General features: G+C 65.8%; 14 protein-coding genes. 10 read left to right on the top strand and 4 right to left on the bottom strand.

Features of this window, described 5'->3' with window-relative positions; translation table 11 throughout:
• Positions 1-95: 95 nt before the first annotated feature.
• Positions 96-1,073 (top strand): LysR family transcriptional regulator, encoded by a 978-nt coding sequence (locus tag WH265_RS14900; RefSeq protein WP_339558787.1) that lies wholly within the window; start codon positions 96-98, stop codon positions 1,071-1,073.
• 33 nt (positions 1,074-1,106) lie between these two features.
• On the opposite strand, the gene WH265_RS14905 is transcribed toward WH265_RS14900, so the two are convergent.
• Positions 1,107-1,547: an acetyltransferase gene (locus WH265_RS14905; RefSeq protein ID WP_339558788.1), complete on the bottom strand. Its 441-nt coding sequence runs from the start codon at positions 1,545-1,547 to the stop codon at positions 1,107-1,109.
• Between the two features lie 151 nt (positions 1,548-1,698).
• Between WH265_RS14905 and WH265_RS14910 the strand changes: the two genes are divergently transcribed.
• From WH265_RS14910 to WH265_RS14920, 3 genes are all read left to right on the top strand, one after another.
• The gene (locus WH265_RS14910) at positions 1,699-3,105 is read left to right on the top strand and encodes an aminotransferase-like domain-containing protein (protein ID WP_339558789.1); all 1,407 of its coding nucleotides are present in this window, start codon (positions 1,699-1,701) and stop codon (positions 3,103-3,105) included.
• A gap of 137 nt (positions 3,106-3,242) precedes the next feature.
• Positions 3,243-4,103, top strand: a complete 861-nt coding sequence (locus tag WH265_RS14915; RefSeq protein ID WP_339558790.1) for a DMT family transporter — start codon at positions 3,243-3,245, stop codon at positions 4,101-4,103.
• Positions 4,104-4,542: 439 nt separating this feature from the next.
• Positions 4,543-6,285: a dipeptidase gene (locus WH265_RS14920; RefSeq protein WP_339558791.1), complete on the top strand. Its 1,743-nt coding sequence runs from the start codon at positions 4,543-4,545 to the stop codon at positions 6,283-6,285.
• A gap of 81 nt (positions 6,286-6,366) precedes the next feature.
• Here the strand turns inward: WH265_RS14920 and WH265_RS14925 are convergent, their stop codons facing one another.
• The 3 genes from WH265_RS14925 to WH265_RS14935 all read right to left on the bottom strand — a co-directional run bounded on the left by WH265_RS14925 (position 6,367) and on the right by WH265_RS14935 (position 8,537).
• Positions 6,367-7,005, bottom strand: a complete 639-nt coding sequence (locus tag WH265_RS14925) for a 2-dehydro-3-deoxy-6-phosphogalactonate aldolase (RefSeq protein ID WP_312987841.1) — start codon at positions 7,003-7,005, stop codon at positions 6,367-6,369.
• 61 nt (positions 7,006-7,066) lie between these two features.
• Positions 7,067-8,029, bottom strand: a complete 963-nt coding sequence (locus WH265_RS14930) for a 2-dehydro-3-deoxygalactonokinase (RefSeq protein ID WP_339558792.1) — start codon at positions 8,027-8,029, stop codon at positions 7,067-7,069.
• A gap of 121 nt (positions 8,030-8,150) precedes the next feature.
• Entirely contained in the window at positions 8,151-8,537 is a 387-nt protein-coding gene (locus WH265_RS14935) for a RidA family protein (RefSeq protein ID WP_021024851.1), read from the bottom strand.
• A gap of 131 nt (positions 8,538-8,668) precedes the next feature.
• On the opposite strand from WH265_RS14935, the gene WH265_RS14940 reads away from it, so the two are divergent.
• Genes WH265_RS14940 through WH265_RS14965 form a run of 6 tightly spaced genes read left to right on the top strand, consistent with a single transcriptional unit; the run spans position 8,669 to position 15,526 of the window.
• A complete protein-coding gene (locus WH265_RS14940; RefSeq protein WP_339558793.1) occupies positions 8,669-10,243 on the top strand; it encodes an ABC transporter substrate-binding protein in 1,575 nt (524 codons plus the stop codon).
• Between the two features lie 25 nt (positions 10,244-10,268).
• Entirely contained in the window at positions 10,269-11,219 is a 951-nt protein-coding gene (locus tag WH265_RS14945; RefSeq protein ID WP_339558794.1) for an ABC transporter permease, read from the top strand.
• The gene (locus WH265_RS14950) at positions 11,219-12,112 is read left to right on the top strand and encodes an ABC transporter permease (protein ID WP_339558795.1); all 894 of its coding nucleotides are present in this window, start codon (positions 11,219-11,221) and stop codon (positions 12,110-12,112) included. Before WH265_RS14945 ends, WH265_RS14950 begins: the two co-directional genes overlap by 1 nt.
• Positions 12,112-13,215, top strand: coding sequence for an ABC transporter ATP-binding protein (locus WH265_RS14955; protein ID WP_339558972.1), 1,104 nt, complete (start codon positions 12,112-12,114; stop codon positions 13,213-13,215). Before WH265_RS14950 ends, WH265_RS14955 begins: the two co-directional genes overlap by 1 nt.
• Positions 13,212-14,243: an ABC transporter ATP-binding protein gene (locus WH265_RS14960; protein WP_339558796.1), complete on the top strand. Its 1,032-nt coding sequence runs from the start codon at positions 13,212-13,214 to the stop codon at positions 14,241-14,243. Before WH265_RS14955 ends, WH265_RS14960 begins: the two co-directional genes overlap by 4 nt.
• 11 nt (positions 14,244-14,254) lie before the next feature.
• Positions 14,255-15,526, top strand: a complete 1,272-nt coding sequence (locus WH265_RS14965) for an amino acid deaminase (RefSeq protein WP_339558797.1) — start codon at positions 14,255-14,257, stop codon at positions 15,524-15,526.

The raw sequence follows: 15,526 nt of genomic DNA on the forward strand, positions 1-15,526 counted from the left end.
ACTGTACGCAGGCAGCAGCCTATCCGGTAGTGGGCGCAGGCTTGCAGAACTCGTAATCTGGATTTACGAATGGGTTTGCGTATACATTCGAATTCATGACGAATCTGCGCGCCATTGATATCTTTGTCAAAGCCCTGGAAGGGGGCTCCATCGCCTCGGCTGCCCGCCAGCTGGGTATTTCTCCGGCGGCGGCCAGCCAGAACATTGCGCGGCTGGAGCGGGAGCTGGGCACACGGCTGATCACGCGCACCACGCGTTCGATGGCGCTGACCGAAGCGGGCGAGCGCTACCTGGCCCGGGTGGCACCGGTGCTGGATGAACTGGCGCGGGCGCAGGCCGATGTGTCGCTGGTGCATGGCGCCGTGCAAGGGCGGCTGCGCGTGGCCTGCATGGCTGCGTTTGGCCGCCATGTGCTGGCGCCCTTGCTGCCGGCCTTCCAGGCGCGCCACCCGCAGCTGGAGCTGGAATTGCTGGTGACCGACCGCGATGTCGATGTGCTCAAGGAGGATGTGGACGTCAGCATCCGCTACCGCGATGTGCTGGAGCCCGGCATGTCCGTGCGGCCATTCGCCGCCATGCCGCGCTTTCTGTATGCCTCGCCCGCGTATCTGGAAAAGCATGGCCGCCCGCAGGTGGCCGAGGATCTGCTGCAGCATGCCTGCTTGCTGTACCGCCGCGAGCGGGACGGGCGCTTTATGCGCTGGCCCTTTGTGCGCGATGGCCGCCGGGCAGATCCTGGCCTGCGCATTGCCGCCATTGGCACCGATATCGATGCGCTGGTGGAGCTGGCCGTTGCCGGTGGTGGCATTGTCTGGGCCGGCAGCTTTATCACCCAGCGCCATGTGCAGGAAGGGCGGCTGCTGCCCTTGGTGCTGCAGCCCCCGCGCAAGGGCCGCAAAGCAACACCGGGCCCGCTGCAGCTGGAGGATGTGACGCTGGACTTTTTTGCCTGCTTCCGCGACCGGCAGTATGTGCCGGCCAAGGTGCGCAGCTTTGTGGACTATTTGCTGGAGGTGCTGCCGGGGCATCCAGCGTTGACGCAGGCGGCAGCCAGCGAAGCACCTGGGCGCTAGCAATGCGCGCTGGACTGGGGCTTGCCTGCGTTATCAAGCACCGCCGTACTCCAAATGAATCAGCGGATAAGATCGCCCCTGCCCATCCACGGCCGAACGCCCGGTGCGCCGAAAGCCCATCTTTTCGTAAAAGCCCACGGCCTGGGTGTTCTGCTCATTGACATCGGTGCGCATCTGCGCATGCAGTGACAGCCCATGGCGAACCAGCGCGGTGCCCAGGCCTTGTCCCCGGGCGGCGGGGTCGACAAACAAGGCTTCCATCTGGCCGTTGTCGATGAGCATGAAGGCGAGTGGGTGGTCCTGCGCATCAACGGCCAGCCAAAGCGGCGCCTGGGGCAGTAAGCGGCTGACCAGCGCATCGAGGGCTGCGCGGTCGTCCGGCTGCAGAAAGTGGTGGGTGGCGTCCACGGCCTGGCGCCAGATCTCGACGGCGCGTGGGCCATCATCGGGGCGGGAAGGGCGAATGGTGATCATCGCGGAATTATGCACAGGCCTGCCGTGCTGGGCAGCCAGGCGCGCAGGGTGTGGGTGCGGAGGGGCTTCAGATAGCCCATGGCTGGCATCCGCATTCAATAACAATTAAGCTCAACCGTTATTGATTTTTGCCAGAACAGTGGAGCGGACCATGGCGCGCAACGGAACCCTTATCCAACAGGTGATGGCCCATGTGCGTGCCGGCATGGCATCGCGCAGCTATTTGCCGGGCACGCGGCTGCCATCGGTGCGGCAGCAGGCGGGGTTGCTGGGCATGTCGGTCTCGACGGTGGTGGAGGCCTATGAAAGGCTGGCGGCCGAGGGCCTGGTGGTGGCGCGGCCGGGGGCGGGCTTTTATGTCAACGGGCCGGTGGCACCGCTGGCGCTGCTGAAGCTGGGGCCCAAGCTGGACCGGGTCGTCGATCCGCTCTGGGTGTCGCGCCAATCGCTGGAGAGCGACCATGCCACGCTGCGCCCGGGCTGTGGCTGGCTGCCGCCGGAGTGGATGTTTGAGGAGGGCGTGCGGCGGGCGTTGCGCGCGCAGGCGCGCGGGCCGCTGGATGGGTTGACGGAATACGCTACGCCGCTAGGCAGCCCGGGGCTGCGCCAGCTGCTGGCCAGGCGCATGGCGGCCACCGGCATTGAGGTATCGCCCGAGCAGCTGATGCTGACCGAGTCGGGCACGCAGGCCATCGACCTGGTGTGCCGCTTCTTGCTCAAGCCCGGCGACACGGTGCTGGTCGATGACCCCTGCTACTTCAACTTCCATGCGCTGCTCAAGGCGCACCAGGTGCAGGCGGTGGGCGTGCGCTACACGCCGCAGGGCCCCGATGTGCAGCAGTTTGACAAGGCCCTGCAGGAACACCAGCCCCGGCTCTACATCACCAATGCCGGCATCCACAACCCCACGGGCGCCGCGCTGTCGCCGCTGGTGGCGCACCGGCTGCTCAAGCTGGTGGAGGGCACGGACTTGGTGATTGTGGAAGACGATATCTTTGCCGATTTCGAGAACCAGCATGCGCCCCGGCTGGCCGCGTTTAATGGGCTGGCGCGCGTGATCCAGATCGGCAGCTTTTCCAAAACCGTCTCGGCCTCGGTGCGCTGCGGCTACCTGGCGGCCCGGCCCGACTGGATCGAGGGCCTGGTGGACCTGAAGCTGGCCACCACCTTTGGCGCCGGGCGGCTGGCGCAGGACATCATCCTGAAAACCCTGACCGACAGCGGCTACCGCAAGCATATGGACCTGGTGCGCCAGCGCCTGGCCAAGAACATGGACAAAGTGGCCCAGCGGCTGCGCAAGCTGCGGGTGGAGCCCGCCTTGGTGCCGCAGGCCGGCATGTTTTTGTGGTGCCGTCTGCCGCAAGGCGCCGATGCGGCCGCGGTGGCGCGGGCTTGTCTGCAGGAAGGAGTAGTGCTGGCGCCTGGCAACTCATTCAGCCAGTCGCAGTCGGCGGGCGACTATGTGCGCTTCAACGTGTCGCAGTGCGCCGATGAGCGGGTGTTTGCGGTGCTGGACCGGGCCTTGAGACAAGCTACTGCCGGGGCGCAAGGCCGCTAACTGCAGGATCTGCGGCCCGCTTGGCTGCCAACTGTATGGCCTTTTATTGATAACAGTTTCTTTGAACTGTACTGTACTGTGTCTGGTGCAGAGGGCAGGCGGCATGCTGTACTGCGGGCTCGATCAAGGAGTCTGGCATGGAGAAAAGTACGGGCGGGTGGCTCAATGGCCTGGTGGGGGTGGCGATTTTTGCCGGTTCGCTGCCGGCCACGCGGGTGGCGGTGGCAGATTTGAACCCCAGTTTTTTGACCTGTGCCCGCGCCGTGGTGGCGGCGCTGTTGGGGGGTGCCTTTTTGCTGGCCCAGCGTGCGCGCCGGCCTGCCGCGGCCGATGTGCCGTCGCTCGCGGTGGCAGCTTTGGGCGTGGTGGTGGGTTTTCCGCTGCTGACGGCCTTGGCGCTGCAGCGCATGACCTCGGCCTATTCCATCGTCTTTATCGGCTTGCTGCCGCTGTCCACCGCCTTGTTTGCGGTGTTGCGCGGCGGTGAGCGGCCCCAGGGGCTGTTCTGGGTGTTCTCGTTGGCGGGGGCCGCCGCCGTGGCGGGCTATGCCGCCCTGGGCGGCGGGCAGGGATCGCTCAGCGGCGATCTGCTGATGCTGGCCGCCGTGCTGGTCTGCGGCATGGGTTACGCCGAGGGCGCGCGCCTGTCGCGCAAGCTGGGCGGCTGGCAGGTCATCAGCTGGGCGTTGGTTTTGGCGCTGCCGCTGATGCTGCCGTTGGCGCTGTGGCTGGCCCCTGCCAGCTTGGCCCATGTCAGCAGCGCCACCTGGCTCAGCTTTGTCTATGTGGCCGTGTTCAGCCAGCTGATCGGCTTTGTATTCTGGTACCGGGGGCTGGCACAAGGCGGCATTGCGGCGGTCGGCCAGTTGCAGCTGCTGCAGCCTTTTATGGGTTTGGCGCTGGCTGCCGTGCTGCTGCATGAGCAGGTCAGCGGGTCGATGCTGGTGGTGACCCTGGTGGCGGTGGTCTGTGTGGCGGGGGCCAAAAAATATGCCTGATGCATGTTCTGCAGCTGGCGCAGCGCCGGCGGTTTATGGTGCTGTCCGCATTCGGCACCTAGCGGGCAGTTTCGGCATGTTCTGTGTGGCGCTGGCGAAGTTATCTGGCGCTGGACGAGGCGGAAAACGGCTATTCTTTTGTCTTTCCAAAACAAGAACGTGTTTGCGATCTCTACGCAGCCGCGTTGGAGTGCAATCGGGATGAGTTCGAAGGGATGGAGCGTAGCTTGCACCGGGGTGCAAGCAAGGGCCAGCGCGCAGAAATCGCCCGATTTCACTCCAACCCGTAGGGACAGGGGTTTTGCGGGCGGTCTGCGTCGTTGCAAATCCTCGCAATAGCTGGGCTATTGCTGCGGTGTTGCGCCTAGCATCCCATCCCGCAAAACCGCTGTCGCGGCGCGAGGAGATCGTAAACACGTTCTAAGAGACGAGGTTCCCTATGAAGACCGTATTCCGCCACACCGCCATCGCCCTGGGTATTGCCCTGGCCGCTGCAAGCGCCCAGGCCCAGCTGCTGCAAAAGCCGGCGCTCGATGCCATTGCCGCCGAAGCCGTGAAGACGCCTGCGACCTTTGCGCAGTTTTTGCAGAACGCCGCCAAGCAGGATGCCCGCTTGGCCGCTGCCGTGCAGCGCTACACGCAAGGCGCGCCGCTGCAAGGCGATGACCTGGCCAATGTGGCCCGCCTGCTCGGCCTCTACACCCGCCTGACGCAAGAGCACCAGGTGCTCAGCAGCATCACCCAGATGGTGGCGCTGCCAACGGTGCGCGACCCCAAGGTGCTACCGCATGAGAGCCCGGCCATCATCGACTTTGGCCGCATGGTGGAAAAGATGGCCCAGGACTTTGGCCTGCAGTACCGCAATGTGGACAACCGCATCTTTGAAGTGACCTTGCCGGGCACGAGCGCAGAAGAGTTCGGCATTCTGACCCATGCGGATGTGGTGCCGGTGGTGCCCGCCGAATGGGTGGTGGATGGTCAGCAGCTCGACCCCTTCAAGGTCACCCGTGTGGGCGACAAGCTCTACGGGCGCGGCACCATCGACGACAAGGGCTCGATCGCCACGGTGCTGTATGCGATGAAGGCCGTCAAGCAATCGCAGCTGCCATTGCAGCGCGGCATCCGCCTGATGATCGAGACCACCGAAGAGACCGGTGGTGATGCGATGAAGTACTACCGCGACAAGACCAAGCTGCCCGACTACAACATCGTGCTCGACAGCAAGTACCCGGCCGTGGTGGCCGAAAAAGGCACGGGCGCCATCAAGGCCAGCTTTGCCGATATGAAGACCGACCCGCAGCAACCGGCCATCACCGCGATGGCGGGCGCCGCATCGGCCAACGCCATTGCCCAGACCGCGACTGCCACCATCGAGGCAGGCAATGCCGCTGCGCTGGCCGCCGTGGCCCAAAAGCTGCAGGCCGCCAAGGATGGCTTTGTGGCCAGCAACCAGCAGTTTGGCCAATTCAGTGTGGACCTGGTGAGCAGCGCCAACAAGATCGACATCAAGGTGACCGGCACCTCCGCCCACGGCTCGCGCCCTGAAGAAGGCGTGAACCCCGTGCCGCGCCTGGCCCTGCTGCTGCAATCGGCGCTGATGCCCGCCCAGGGTCAGCCGCTGGTGCAGCAGAACCAGTACAGCGAAGCGTTGCGCTACATCAATGGCGTGTTTGGCATGGACTACTTTGGCAAGGGCCTGAATGTTGCCTACGCTGACGACTTCATGGGCCCGCTGACGATTTCGCCCAACCTGATCAAGCCTGGCAATGGCCAGCTGGAAGTGACCGCCAATGCGCGCATGCCACGCGGCAAATCGCCCGAGCAGCTCAAGGCCGAGGTGGAAAAGGGCATTGCCAACTGGAGCGCTGCCGCCAAGGTTCCCGTCAAGATCGACTACAGCCAAGGCAACTGGATGGCCCGCGACCCCAAGGGCGCCTGGCTCTCGACCCTGCTGAACATCTTTGGCGACACCACCGGCCTCGATGCCAAGCCCGTGCCCACCGCCGGCAGCACCACCGCCAAGCTGATGCCCAATGCCATCAACTTTGGCCCCGCGATGCCCGGCAAGAAGTACACCGCGCACAACGCGCTGGAGTACAAGGAAGTGCCGGACCTGCAGGCCGATATGCAGATGTTTACCGAGATGCTGGTGCGCATCGGCAATCTGCAGCAGATGCAATAAACACCAGGCTTTGGCCCCAAGCAAAAGGCCTGCTCCCAAGACGGGAGCAGGCCTTTTTTTTACGGCGTGGCGCTGATCTGGTCAGCCCGCTTTTGCCGCCTGAAAGTTCTCCGCAAACGCCAGCGCATCCACACGCACCTGCGCTGCCGTCTTGCCGGGCTTGAACAGTGCCGAGCCAATGCCAAAGCCTGCCGCGCCCGCTTGCAGCCAGGGGGCCATATTGTCTGGCGCAATGCCGCCCACGGGGTAGATGTTGCTGCCCTTGGGCAGCACGGCCAGCAGGGCCTTGACGACGGCGGGCGATGCCAGCTCGGCGGGGAAGATCTTGAGGCCATGGGCGCCATGCTCCAGCGCCATGAATGCCTCGGTCGGGGTGAAGACGCCGGGCAGGCTGATGAGGCCCAGCTTGACGGCCTCATCGATCACGGCCGGGTTGCAGTTGGGCGAGATGATCAGCTGGCCGCCTGCGGCATGCACATCGCGCACCTGCTGGGGCGTCAGCACCGTGCCCGCGCCCACCAGCACATGCGGGTAGGCCTCGCGCATCGCGGCAATGCTCTCCAGCGGCTCGGGCGAGTTCAGCGGTACTTCCCACAGGCCAAAACCGGCCGATTGCAAGGCGGCACCCACGGGCACGGCCTCGCTGGGGGTGAGGCCGCGCAGGATGGCGATCAGCGGCAGCTTGGCCTGCAGGGCCTGGAATTGTTGGAGCAGGTTCATGGCGGTGTCCTGGATGGAGGGCGGTACGAAGAGGGCAGGGGGCGTGGGTTGGGTGGCGTGTTCAGCCTTGGGTCAGGTGCTCGTAAATGGCCTGGTGGCCGGCCCAGGTGGCTTCGTCACCAAAGGCAATGGGCTCGCAGCCTCCATGGCGCAGTGCCAGGCTGTAGCGCTGCACCAGGGTGCTGGAGCCGATGACGGCAACGCGGCTGCCCGCTGCCGTCGGCATGGTGCGCAGCTCCTGGCCAATCAGCAGGCCCGAGAGGTAGCTGGCCGACTGGGCCGGGTCCAGCGCGCCAAACAGCGACAGCGCACGCGTGCCAAACAGCAGGTGGCTCAGGCTGTCGGGGCTCTGCGCCCGCTCCAGCCCCTGGACAAAGGCGGCCTCGTCCAGCGCGGCGCTGCTGTCCAGCGTCTTGCCCAGGATCGAGTGCTGGGCCAGCAGCGCAAACAGCTCGCCGGTCATGAAGGTCTTGAAGCCGGTGATGGTGCTGTTTTGCGCCTGCACCCATTTGCTGTGCGTGCCCGGCAGCAGCAGCAGGCCGTCGCGGCTGCCCATCAGCCGCAGCGCACCAATCACCTGGATTTCTTCGCCGCGCATTACATCGGGCACGCCATGCACGGCATCGACCTGGCTCTGCGCCAGGCTGCTCATGCCCGGCACGATGGCCGTGGGCACGCCCTGGGGAAGATCGAGCCAGAGCAGCTGCTGGCACAGCGCAGAAAAATCGGCCGGGCAGGGGCAGTACGGCGCTTCCTGCCAGCCCTGGCGGCTGCCCACCATGCCCGACAGCAGGCACAGCTGGGGCCCTTCGGCCAGCCAGTCGCCAAAGTGCTGTGCAAACGCATCGGCGAAGCCGCCGGGCGCCACTTGCAGGATGCCTTGGGGCAGGGCGCGCCGCTCGCTGATCTGGCCCTGCGCATCGATACGCACGCCCCTCAGCGAGGTGGTGCCCCAGTCGATGGCGAGCATGCGGGGGCGCGGGTCTGACGGCGCGCGGGCGGAAAAGGTCGGAGGCTTGGGCATGGCGGTGAGAGAGGGCAAAAAAAAGCGCAGACCAAGTCTGCGCGGGCCATTGTAGAAGCGCCTGCAGCGGGCAGCTGTCGCGCCTGCTGCGCGCGCCTGTTGCGCCTGCGCGCTAGTGGTTTTACAGCGGCTTGTAGGCCGTCACATCGATCTCGACCTTGGCGTCGATCATCAGGCGCGATTCCACGGTCGAGCGGGCCGGGCGGTGGTCACCAAAGCACTCCATGTAGACGCGGTTGAAGCTGCCGAAATCACGCGGGTCATCGAGCCAGACATTGACCTTGGCAACATCGGCCAGGGTGCAGCCGCCCAGGGCCAGGGCCTCTTCCAGGCGCTTGAACACGGCGCGCGTCTGCGCCTCGATGCCGCCGGGCACCACCTGGCCCTGGTCATCGGTGGGCACGGTGCCGGAGACAAAAACAAAGTCGCCAGCGCGCACCGCGGGCGAGAGCGGACGGGCCAGACGGTCCGATGCAAGAGGGGGTTGGCCTAGGGTAATTACTGTCATGGGGGTGGGCTCCTGTATGTAAAGATATTACATCAACAACCCATAAATCTGTCAATAAGACGATTTGAAGGCAGTTTTTAGCGGTTGTGGTGTAAAAAAATTTCTTCACCCCTTCGATGAAAGCCTGCCCCATGAACGCCCTTGCCTTGCGTGTCCGCACATCCCGTCGCCAACTGCTTGCCGCAGCCCTGTTGGCTGCCGGTTGCGTAGGCCTGCCAGCGGGCAGCGCCTGGGCCCAGGCGGCCCACAAGGGCGGGGCGGCCAACCTGGCCATGATTGGCGAGCCCCAGAGCCTGGACCCGATGGTCAGCTCCACCGACCTGGTGGGCACCATCATGCAACACGTCTACGAGCCGCTCTTCACCTTTGATGCGCAGTGGCGCATCCAGCCGATGCTGGCCCAGGCCATGCCGGTCATCTCTGCCGATGGCCTGACCTACACCATCACCCTGCGCAAGGGCGTCAAGTTCCACAACGGCAAGGAGATGGTGGCCGATGACGTGGTCGCCTCGCTGCAGCGCTGGATGGACGTGTCGGCGCGCGGCAAGGCGGTGGGCCAGGAGATCGCCAGCATGAGCGCCAAGAATCCGCAGACGGTGGAGATCAAGCTCAAGGCGGTGTATGCACCGCTGCTGGCCCACCTGGCCATGCCCAGCGGCATGGCCGGCATCATGCCCAAGGAGGTGGTGGCACCGGTGCTCAAGGAGTTCATCGGAACCGGCCCCTACCAACTCAAGGAGCGCAAGCCCGACCAGTTCACCGTGCTGGCGCGTTTTGACCAGTACGCCGCACGTAGCGAGCCCGCCAGTGGCTACGCCGGCAAGCGCGAGGCCCAGCTCGATGAGCTGCGCTTTGTGCCGGTGCCCAATGCGACGACGCGGGTCGAGGGCGTGCTCTCGGGCCAGTTCCAGTACGCCGATCTGCTGCAGGTCGAATCGGTTGGCCGCCTGGAAAAGGCCGCGCCCAATGTGGTGCCGATCGTCACGCAGAACTTTGGCTTCCCTTACATCGTCTTCAACACCAAGGAAGGCGTACTGGCCAAGAAGGAGCTGCGCCAGGCGGTGCAGACGGCCATGGGCCCGGCCGAGATGCTGCAGGCCGGTTTTGGCGACAAGCGCTTCTTTGCGGCCGAGCCCAACTTCTTTGCCAAGGGCACACCGTACTATTCGGACGCGGGCGCCAAGCTCTACAACCAGAAGAACCCGCAGCTGGCCAAGGACCAGGCGGCCAAGGCCGGCTACAAGTCCGAGCCCATCCGCATCATGGCCAGCCGCCAGTATGAGTTCCACTACAACATGGCACTGGTGATGGCCGAGCACTTGAAGCGCGCCGGCTTCAAGACCGAGCTGCAGGTGGTGGACTGGGCCACCCTGGTGCAGCGCCGCAACGATGCCAAGCTCTGGGATGTCTACATGACCCACTCGGGCCTGTTCCCTGAGCCGATGCTGTCGCCTCCGCAGATGGGCAGCGGCGCCCCCGGCTGGTGGGAGACCGAGACCAAGAAGGCCGCGCTCGCCGCCTTCAATGGCGAGCCCGATGTGGCCAAGCGCGGCCCGCTCTGGGGCCAGGTGCAGGCGCTCGTTTATGACGAGGTGCCTTTTGTCGAAGTGGGCAAGTTCAATGCGCTGTCGGCGCGCTCGTCCAAGCTGCAGGGCTACCAGCCCATGCCCTGGCCCTTCTTCTGGAACACCTCGCTGAGCCAGTAAGCCCCAGCGTTTCTCGAGTTCAGCCATGCTGCATTTTTTAGTCAAGCGCCTGGGCGGCGCGGTGGTGGTGCTCGCCCTGGTCGCCGTGCTGGTGTTCCTGCTCACGCGCCTGGCATCGGGCGATCCGGTAGCGCTGCTGCTGGGTGACCAGGCCACCGCCGCCGATATTGCTGCCGCGCGCGTGCAGTACGGGCTGGACAAGCCCCTGACCACCCAGTTTGTGCTCTGGATTGGCCAGGTGCTGCAAGGCAACCTGGGCCAGTCGCTGTTCTTGCAAATGCCTGTGACCCATGCGCTGCTGGAGCGCGCCGAGCCCACGATGTTTCTGGCGCTGTTCGCCGTGTCGATTGCCGCCTTGATCGGTGTGCCCTGCGGCATGGCAGCAGCCGTGTGGCGCGGCAGCTGGATCGACCAGGTGCTCAGCACCATTGCGATGCTGGGCGCCAGCATTCCCAGCTTCTGGTTCGGCCTGATCCTGATCCAGATCTTTGCCGTGCACCTGGGCTGGTTTCCGGCTTCGGGCTATGGCGATCCGGACGCGAGCTTTGGCGACCGTCTGCAGCATCTGCTGCTGCCCGCCCTGGTGCTGGGCGTGCTCAACTCGGCGCTGATCATCCGCTTCACGCGTGCCTCGGTGCTCGACATTCTGGGTGAGGACTATGTGCGCACGGCCCGGGCCAAGGGCCTGGGCGAGTCGGTGGTGCTCGTCAAGCATGTGCTGCGCAATGCGCTGGTGCCCGTCGTCACCGTGCTGGGCCTGACCCTGGCCTTGATGATTGGCGGCACCGTGGTGACCGAGACCGTGTTCAACCTGCCCGGCGTGGGCAACCTGGTGGTGCGGGCCGTGCTGCGGCGTGATTACCCGGTCATCCAGGGCACCTTGCTCGTCATTGCCGCCATCTACGTTTTCATCAACCTCGCGATCGACCTGCTCTACACGGTGGTCGATCCCCGCATTCGTCTGGAGGGCCAATGATGAACGCCGCCCCAACAGCATTGCCGCTGCCCGCGCGCGGCAGCTGGGCCCAGTCCCCCTGGTTCAAAACCCTGCGCCGGCTGTTTGCGCGCAAGGTGGTGCTGGCGAGCGCCGTGGTGCTGCTGCTGATTGCAGCCACCGCCTTGCTCTACCCGCTGCTGACCGACTCCGACCCCAATGACATGAACATCAGCATGCGCCTGCATGCGCCGTCCTGGGCGCACTGGGCCGGCAACGATGAGCTGGGGCGCGATGTGATGGCGCGCATCATCTATGGCGCGCGCTACTCGCTGATGATCGGCTTTTTCACCGCGCTGGGCGCCGTGGTGCTGGGCACCTTGCTGGGCATGCTGGCCGGTTACTTTCGCCGGCTCGATGCGCCGCTGATGCGCCTGGTCGACGCGATGATGGCCTTCCCCGACATCCTTCTGGGCATTGCGCTGGTGTCGATCCTGGGGGCATCGCTGTGGAATGTGATCCTGGCGCTGACCATCGTCTACACGCCGCGCGTGGCCCGCGTGGTGCGCGCCTCGACCCTGGTGCTGCGCGAGCTGCTGTTTGTCGATGCCGCCAAGGCGCTGGGCGTGCGCACGCCTTTGATTCTGTGGCGCCACATCCTGCCCAACCTGCTGTCGCCGGTGCTGGTGCAGGTCACCTTCATCTTTGCCTATGCGATCCTGGCCGAGGCGGGTCTGTCGTTTCTGGGCGTGGGCGTGCCGCCCGATATCCCCACCTGGGGCACGATGATTGCCGGCAGCCTGGAGTATGCCGACAAGGCGTTCTGGACCATTCTGACCCCGGGCGTGGCCATTGTGCTGACGGCGCTGTCGCTGCAGCTCTTGGGCGACGGTGTGCGCGATCTGCTCGACCCCAAGCTGAAGAACAAATCATGATGAACACCGCCACCCCTGCAGCGGCCGCCGACATGGCCGCGCCCCGCCTGGATGTGCGCTCGCTGTCGACCTCGTTCGCCACCGAAGGCGGGCGTATCCAGAGCGTCTCCGATGTGAGTTTTCAGATCCTGCCGGGCCAGACCCTGGCCCTGGTGGGCGAGTCGGGTTCGGGCAAGTCGGTCACCAGCCTGTCGCTGATGGGCCTGCATGCCAAGACCTCGCAAGCCCAGGTGCAGGGCCAGGCCCGGTTTGTGCAGCGCGATGGCCGCACCGTCGATCTGCTCTCGCTCGATGCCAAGTCCCTCCGTGCGCTGCGCGGCAATGAGCTGGCGATGGTGTTCCAGGAGCCGATGACCAGCCTGAACCCGGTGCTGACCGTGGGCGAGCAGATTGCCGAATCGGTGCGCCTGCACAAGGGCCTGGGCAAGGCCGCAGCCCTGGCCCATGCCCAGCGCATGCTGGAACTCGTCGAGATACCGGCTGCCGCCCAGCGCGTGCATGAGTACCCGCACCAGCTGTCTGGCGGCATGCGCCAGCGGGTGATGATTGCGCTGGCCATGGCCTGCGACCCGAGCCTGCTGATTGCCGACGAACCCACCACCGCACTGGATGTGACCATCCAGGCGCAGATCCTGGCCTTGATGGGCCGGCTGCAAAAGGAGACGGGCATGAGCATTCTGTTTGTGACCCACAACCTGGGCGTGGTGGCGCAGTATGCCGATGCGATTGCCGTGATGTATGCCGGCCGCATTGTGGAGACCGCCAGCGTGCATGCGCTGTTTGCCGCGCCCCAGCACCCCTATACCCAGGGCCTGCTGGGTTGCCTGCCCGGCATGGCGCGCCAGCGCGAGCTGGCCGAGGCCGCCGCGCTGCGCGCCGGTGGCAAACCTGCCTTTGTGGGGCGGCGCCGCCTGGATGCCATCCCCGGCCAGGTCTCCAGCCCCTTGAGCCCGCCGCCCGGCTGCGCCTTTGCGCCGCGCTGCAGCAAGCGGCTGAACGCCTGCGAGCAGGCCATGCCTGGCCTGGAGACATGGCGCAGCGGCAACGATGCCGAGCCCAGCGAGCGCCAGGTGCGCTGCATTCGCGCAGGAGAAGCCGCATGAGCACGACCGACACCCTGGAGCGCCCGGCCGAGCGGGCCACGGCAGCGACTGGCACCACCGCAGCGGCCCAGCCGCTGGTGCGCATCCAGCATTTGAGCAAGCAGTTTGGCAGCGGCGCCCACCCGGTGCGTGCGGTGCAGGATGTCTCGTTTGACATCTTCCCGGGCGAGACCCTGGGCCTGGTGGGCGAGTCCGGCTCCGGCAAAAGCACCATCGGCCGGCTGCTGACGCGCTTGATCGAGCCGACGGACGGCCAGCTGCATTTTCGCAAGCAGGGCGGCGAGACCGTGGACCTGGCGCACCTGGGCGCGAGCGCGATGCGGCCGCTGCGCGCCGATATCCAGATCATCTTTCAGGACCCCTATGCCAGCCTGAACCCGCGCATGCGCATCCGCGATGTGCTGGGCGAGGCGCTGTCCACCCACGGCATGGCGCCGGGCGCAGCCCGCCAGCCGCGCATTGCCCAGCTGCTGGACCAGGTGGGCCTCAGGCCAGAACATGCCGAGCGCTTTCCGCATGAGTTCTCCGGCGGCCAGCGCCAGCGCATCGGCATTGCCCGGGCCTTGGCAGTGCAGCCGCGCTTTATCGTGGCCGATGAGCCGCTGTCGGCGCTCGACGTGTCCATCCAGGCGCAGGTGGTCAATTTGCTGGGCGACCTCAAAGACCGCCTTGGTTTGACCTTGCTGTTCATCTCGCACGATTTGGATGTGGTGGAATACCTCTGCGATCGCGTGGTGGTCCTGTATCTGGGCCGTGTGGTGGAGGTGGCACCGACCGAGGCCTTGTATGCCCGGCCGCGCCACCCCTACACCCAGGCCTTGCTGGCAGCCGCGCCGATTCCGGACCCGGCCCAGCGGCGCACGATCCCGCTCTTGACGGGAGACCTGCCCAGCCCCAAGAACCCGCCCAGTGGTTGCGTCTTTCGTACCCGTTGCCCGCAGGCCGAGGCGCGCTGCGCCCAGGCTGATATGCAGCTGCGCCCCGTGGCCGAAGGCCATCTGCAGGCCTGCTGGAAAGTCCAAGATTGAGAGAGTGAACCATGCAACCCGATTTTTTGATTGACGCGCGCAGCAAGAGCTACCCGCTGGCTGCTGCCCCCACCCAGGCCTCTGCATTGGCCGCACGCGGCTGGAATGTGCTGCGCGATGACCTGCCCTACCCGCTGGCCGTCATCCGCCAGTCGGCCCTGGCCCACAACGCCCGCTGGATGCAGGACTATGCGGCGCGCCGCCAGATCCAGTTTGCGCCGCACGGCAAGACCACCATGTCGCCCCAGCTGTTTGATTTGCAGCTCAAAGGCGGCGCCTGGGGCCTGACCTTTGCGACCATCTTTCAGCTGGCGGTCGGTGTGGAGGCCGGTGCGCGCCGCGCCATCATTGCCAACCAGGTGGTGGCACCGGCCGACCTGGATGGGCTGGACGCGTTGCTGAGCCAGCACGCCGATCTGCGCGTCTGGTTCCTGGTCGATTCGATCAGCCAGCTGCGCTGCATCGAGGACTGGAGCCGTGCACGCAACAGCGCCCGCCGCTTTGATGTGCTGATCGAGGTCGGCATTCCTGGCCAGCGCACCGGTGTGCGCAGCCAGGAGGAGGCGCTGGCGCTGGCCCAGGCCATCCATGCCAGCGGCAGCGCCCAGCTGGGCGGCATCGAATGCTATGAAGGGGGCCTGACCCAGTGCGACAGCGCGCATGACATCCCCGCCGTGGCCGAGCTGGTGCGCCGCGTGGTCGAGATTGCCAAGGCCTGCGATGCACAGGGCCTGCTGCCTGAGGAGGCGCCGATTCTGAGTGCCGGCGGCTCGGCCATTTTTGACCTGGTCGTGCCACTGCTGCAGGGCGCGGGCCTGTCACGCCCCTTTACCGGTGTGCTGCGCTCGGGCTGCTACATCACGCATGACCATGGCAACTACCGGCGCCTGCTCAAGCTGGTTGAGCAGCGCGAAGGCGTGGCCGACTCGTTGCAGGCCGCGCTCGAGGTCTGGGCCATGGTGCAGTCCGTGCCGGAGCCCGGCCTGGCCTTGCTCACCTGCGGCCGCCGCGATATCTCCTACGACCTGGAGATGCCCTCCGTGCAGCGCCATGCGCCGCGCGGCAGCCAGGAGGCGCAGCCCGCCCCTGCCGGCTGGACCATCTCGGCCCTGAACGACCAGCATGCCTATCTGCGTTTTGACCCGGCGCAGGGCGCGCCGGCCGTGGGCGACCGCATTGCGCTGGGCATCTCCCACCCTTGCACCACCTTTGACAAGTGGCGCTGGATTCCGGTGGTGGACGATGCCTGGAACCTGGTCGATGCGATCGAGACAAGGTTCTGA

Origin of the sequence: Comamonas sp. MYb396, assembly GCF_037479555.1 — a bacterium.
Lineage (GTDB): Bacteria > Pseudomonadota > Gammaproteobacteria > Burkholderiales > Burkholderiaceae_C > Comamonas.

Excerpts from the sequence above, each read along its gene's own strand:
- WH265_RS14900 (WP_339558787.1), top strand. The coding sequence starts at position 96 with ATGACGAATCTGCGCGCCATTGATATCTTTGTCAAAGCCCTGGAAGGG.
- WH265_RS14905 (WP_339558788.1), bottom strand. The coding sequence starts at position 1,547 with ATGATCACCATTCGCCCTTCCCGCCCCGATGATGGCCCACGCGCCGTC.
- WH265_RS14910 (WP_339558789.1), top strand. The coding sequence starts at position 1,699 with ATGGCGCGCAACGGAACCCTTATCCAACAGGTGATGGCCCATGTGCGT.
- WH265_RS14915 (WP_339558790.1), top strand. The coding sequence starts at position 3,243 with ATGGAGAAAAGTACGGGCGGGTGGCTCAATGGCCTGGTGGGGGTGGCG.
- WH265_RS14920 (WP_339558791.1), top strand. The coding sequence starts at position 4,543 with ATGAAGACCGTATTCCGCCACACCGCCATCGCCCTGGGTATTGCCCTG.
- WH265_RS14925 (WP_312987841.1), bottom strand. The coding sequence starts at position 7,005 with ATGAACCTGCTCCAACAATTCCAGGCCCTGCAGGCCAAGCTGCCGCTG.
- WH265_RS14930 (WP_339558792.1), bottom strand. The coding sequence starts at position 8,029 with ATGCCCAAGCCTCCGACCTTTTCCGCCCGCGCGCCGTCAGACCCGCGC.
- WH265_RS14935 (WP_021024851.1), bottom strand. The coding sequence starts at position 8,537 with ATGACAGTAATTACCCTAGGCCAACCCCCTCTTGCATCGGACCGTCTG.
- WH265_RS14940 (WP_339558793.1), top strand. The coding sequence starts at position 8,669 with ATGAACGCCCTTGCCTTGCGTGTCCGCACATCCCGTCGCCAACTGCTT.
- WH265_RS14945 (WP_339558794.1), top strand. The coding sequence starts at position 10,269 with ATGCTGCATTTTTTAGTCAAGCGCCTGGGCGGCGCGGTGGTGGTGCTC.
- WH265_RS14950 (WP_339558795.1), top strand. The coding sequence starts at position 11,219 with ATGAACGCCGCCCCAACAGCATTGCCGCTGCCCGCGCGCGGCAGCTGG.
- WH265_RS14955 (WP_339558972.1), top strand. The coding sequence starts at position 12,112 with ATGAACACCGCCACCCCTGCAGCGGCCGCCGACATGGCCGCGCCCCGC.
- WH265_RS14960 (WP_339558796.1), top strand. The coding sequence starts at position 13,212 with ATGAGCACGACCGACACCCTGGAGCGCCCGGCCGAGCGGGCCACGGCA.
- WH265_RS14965 (WP_339558797.1), top strand. The coding sequence starts at position 14,255 with ATGCAACCCGATTTTTTGATTGACGCGCGCAGCAAGAGCTACCCGCTG.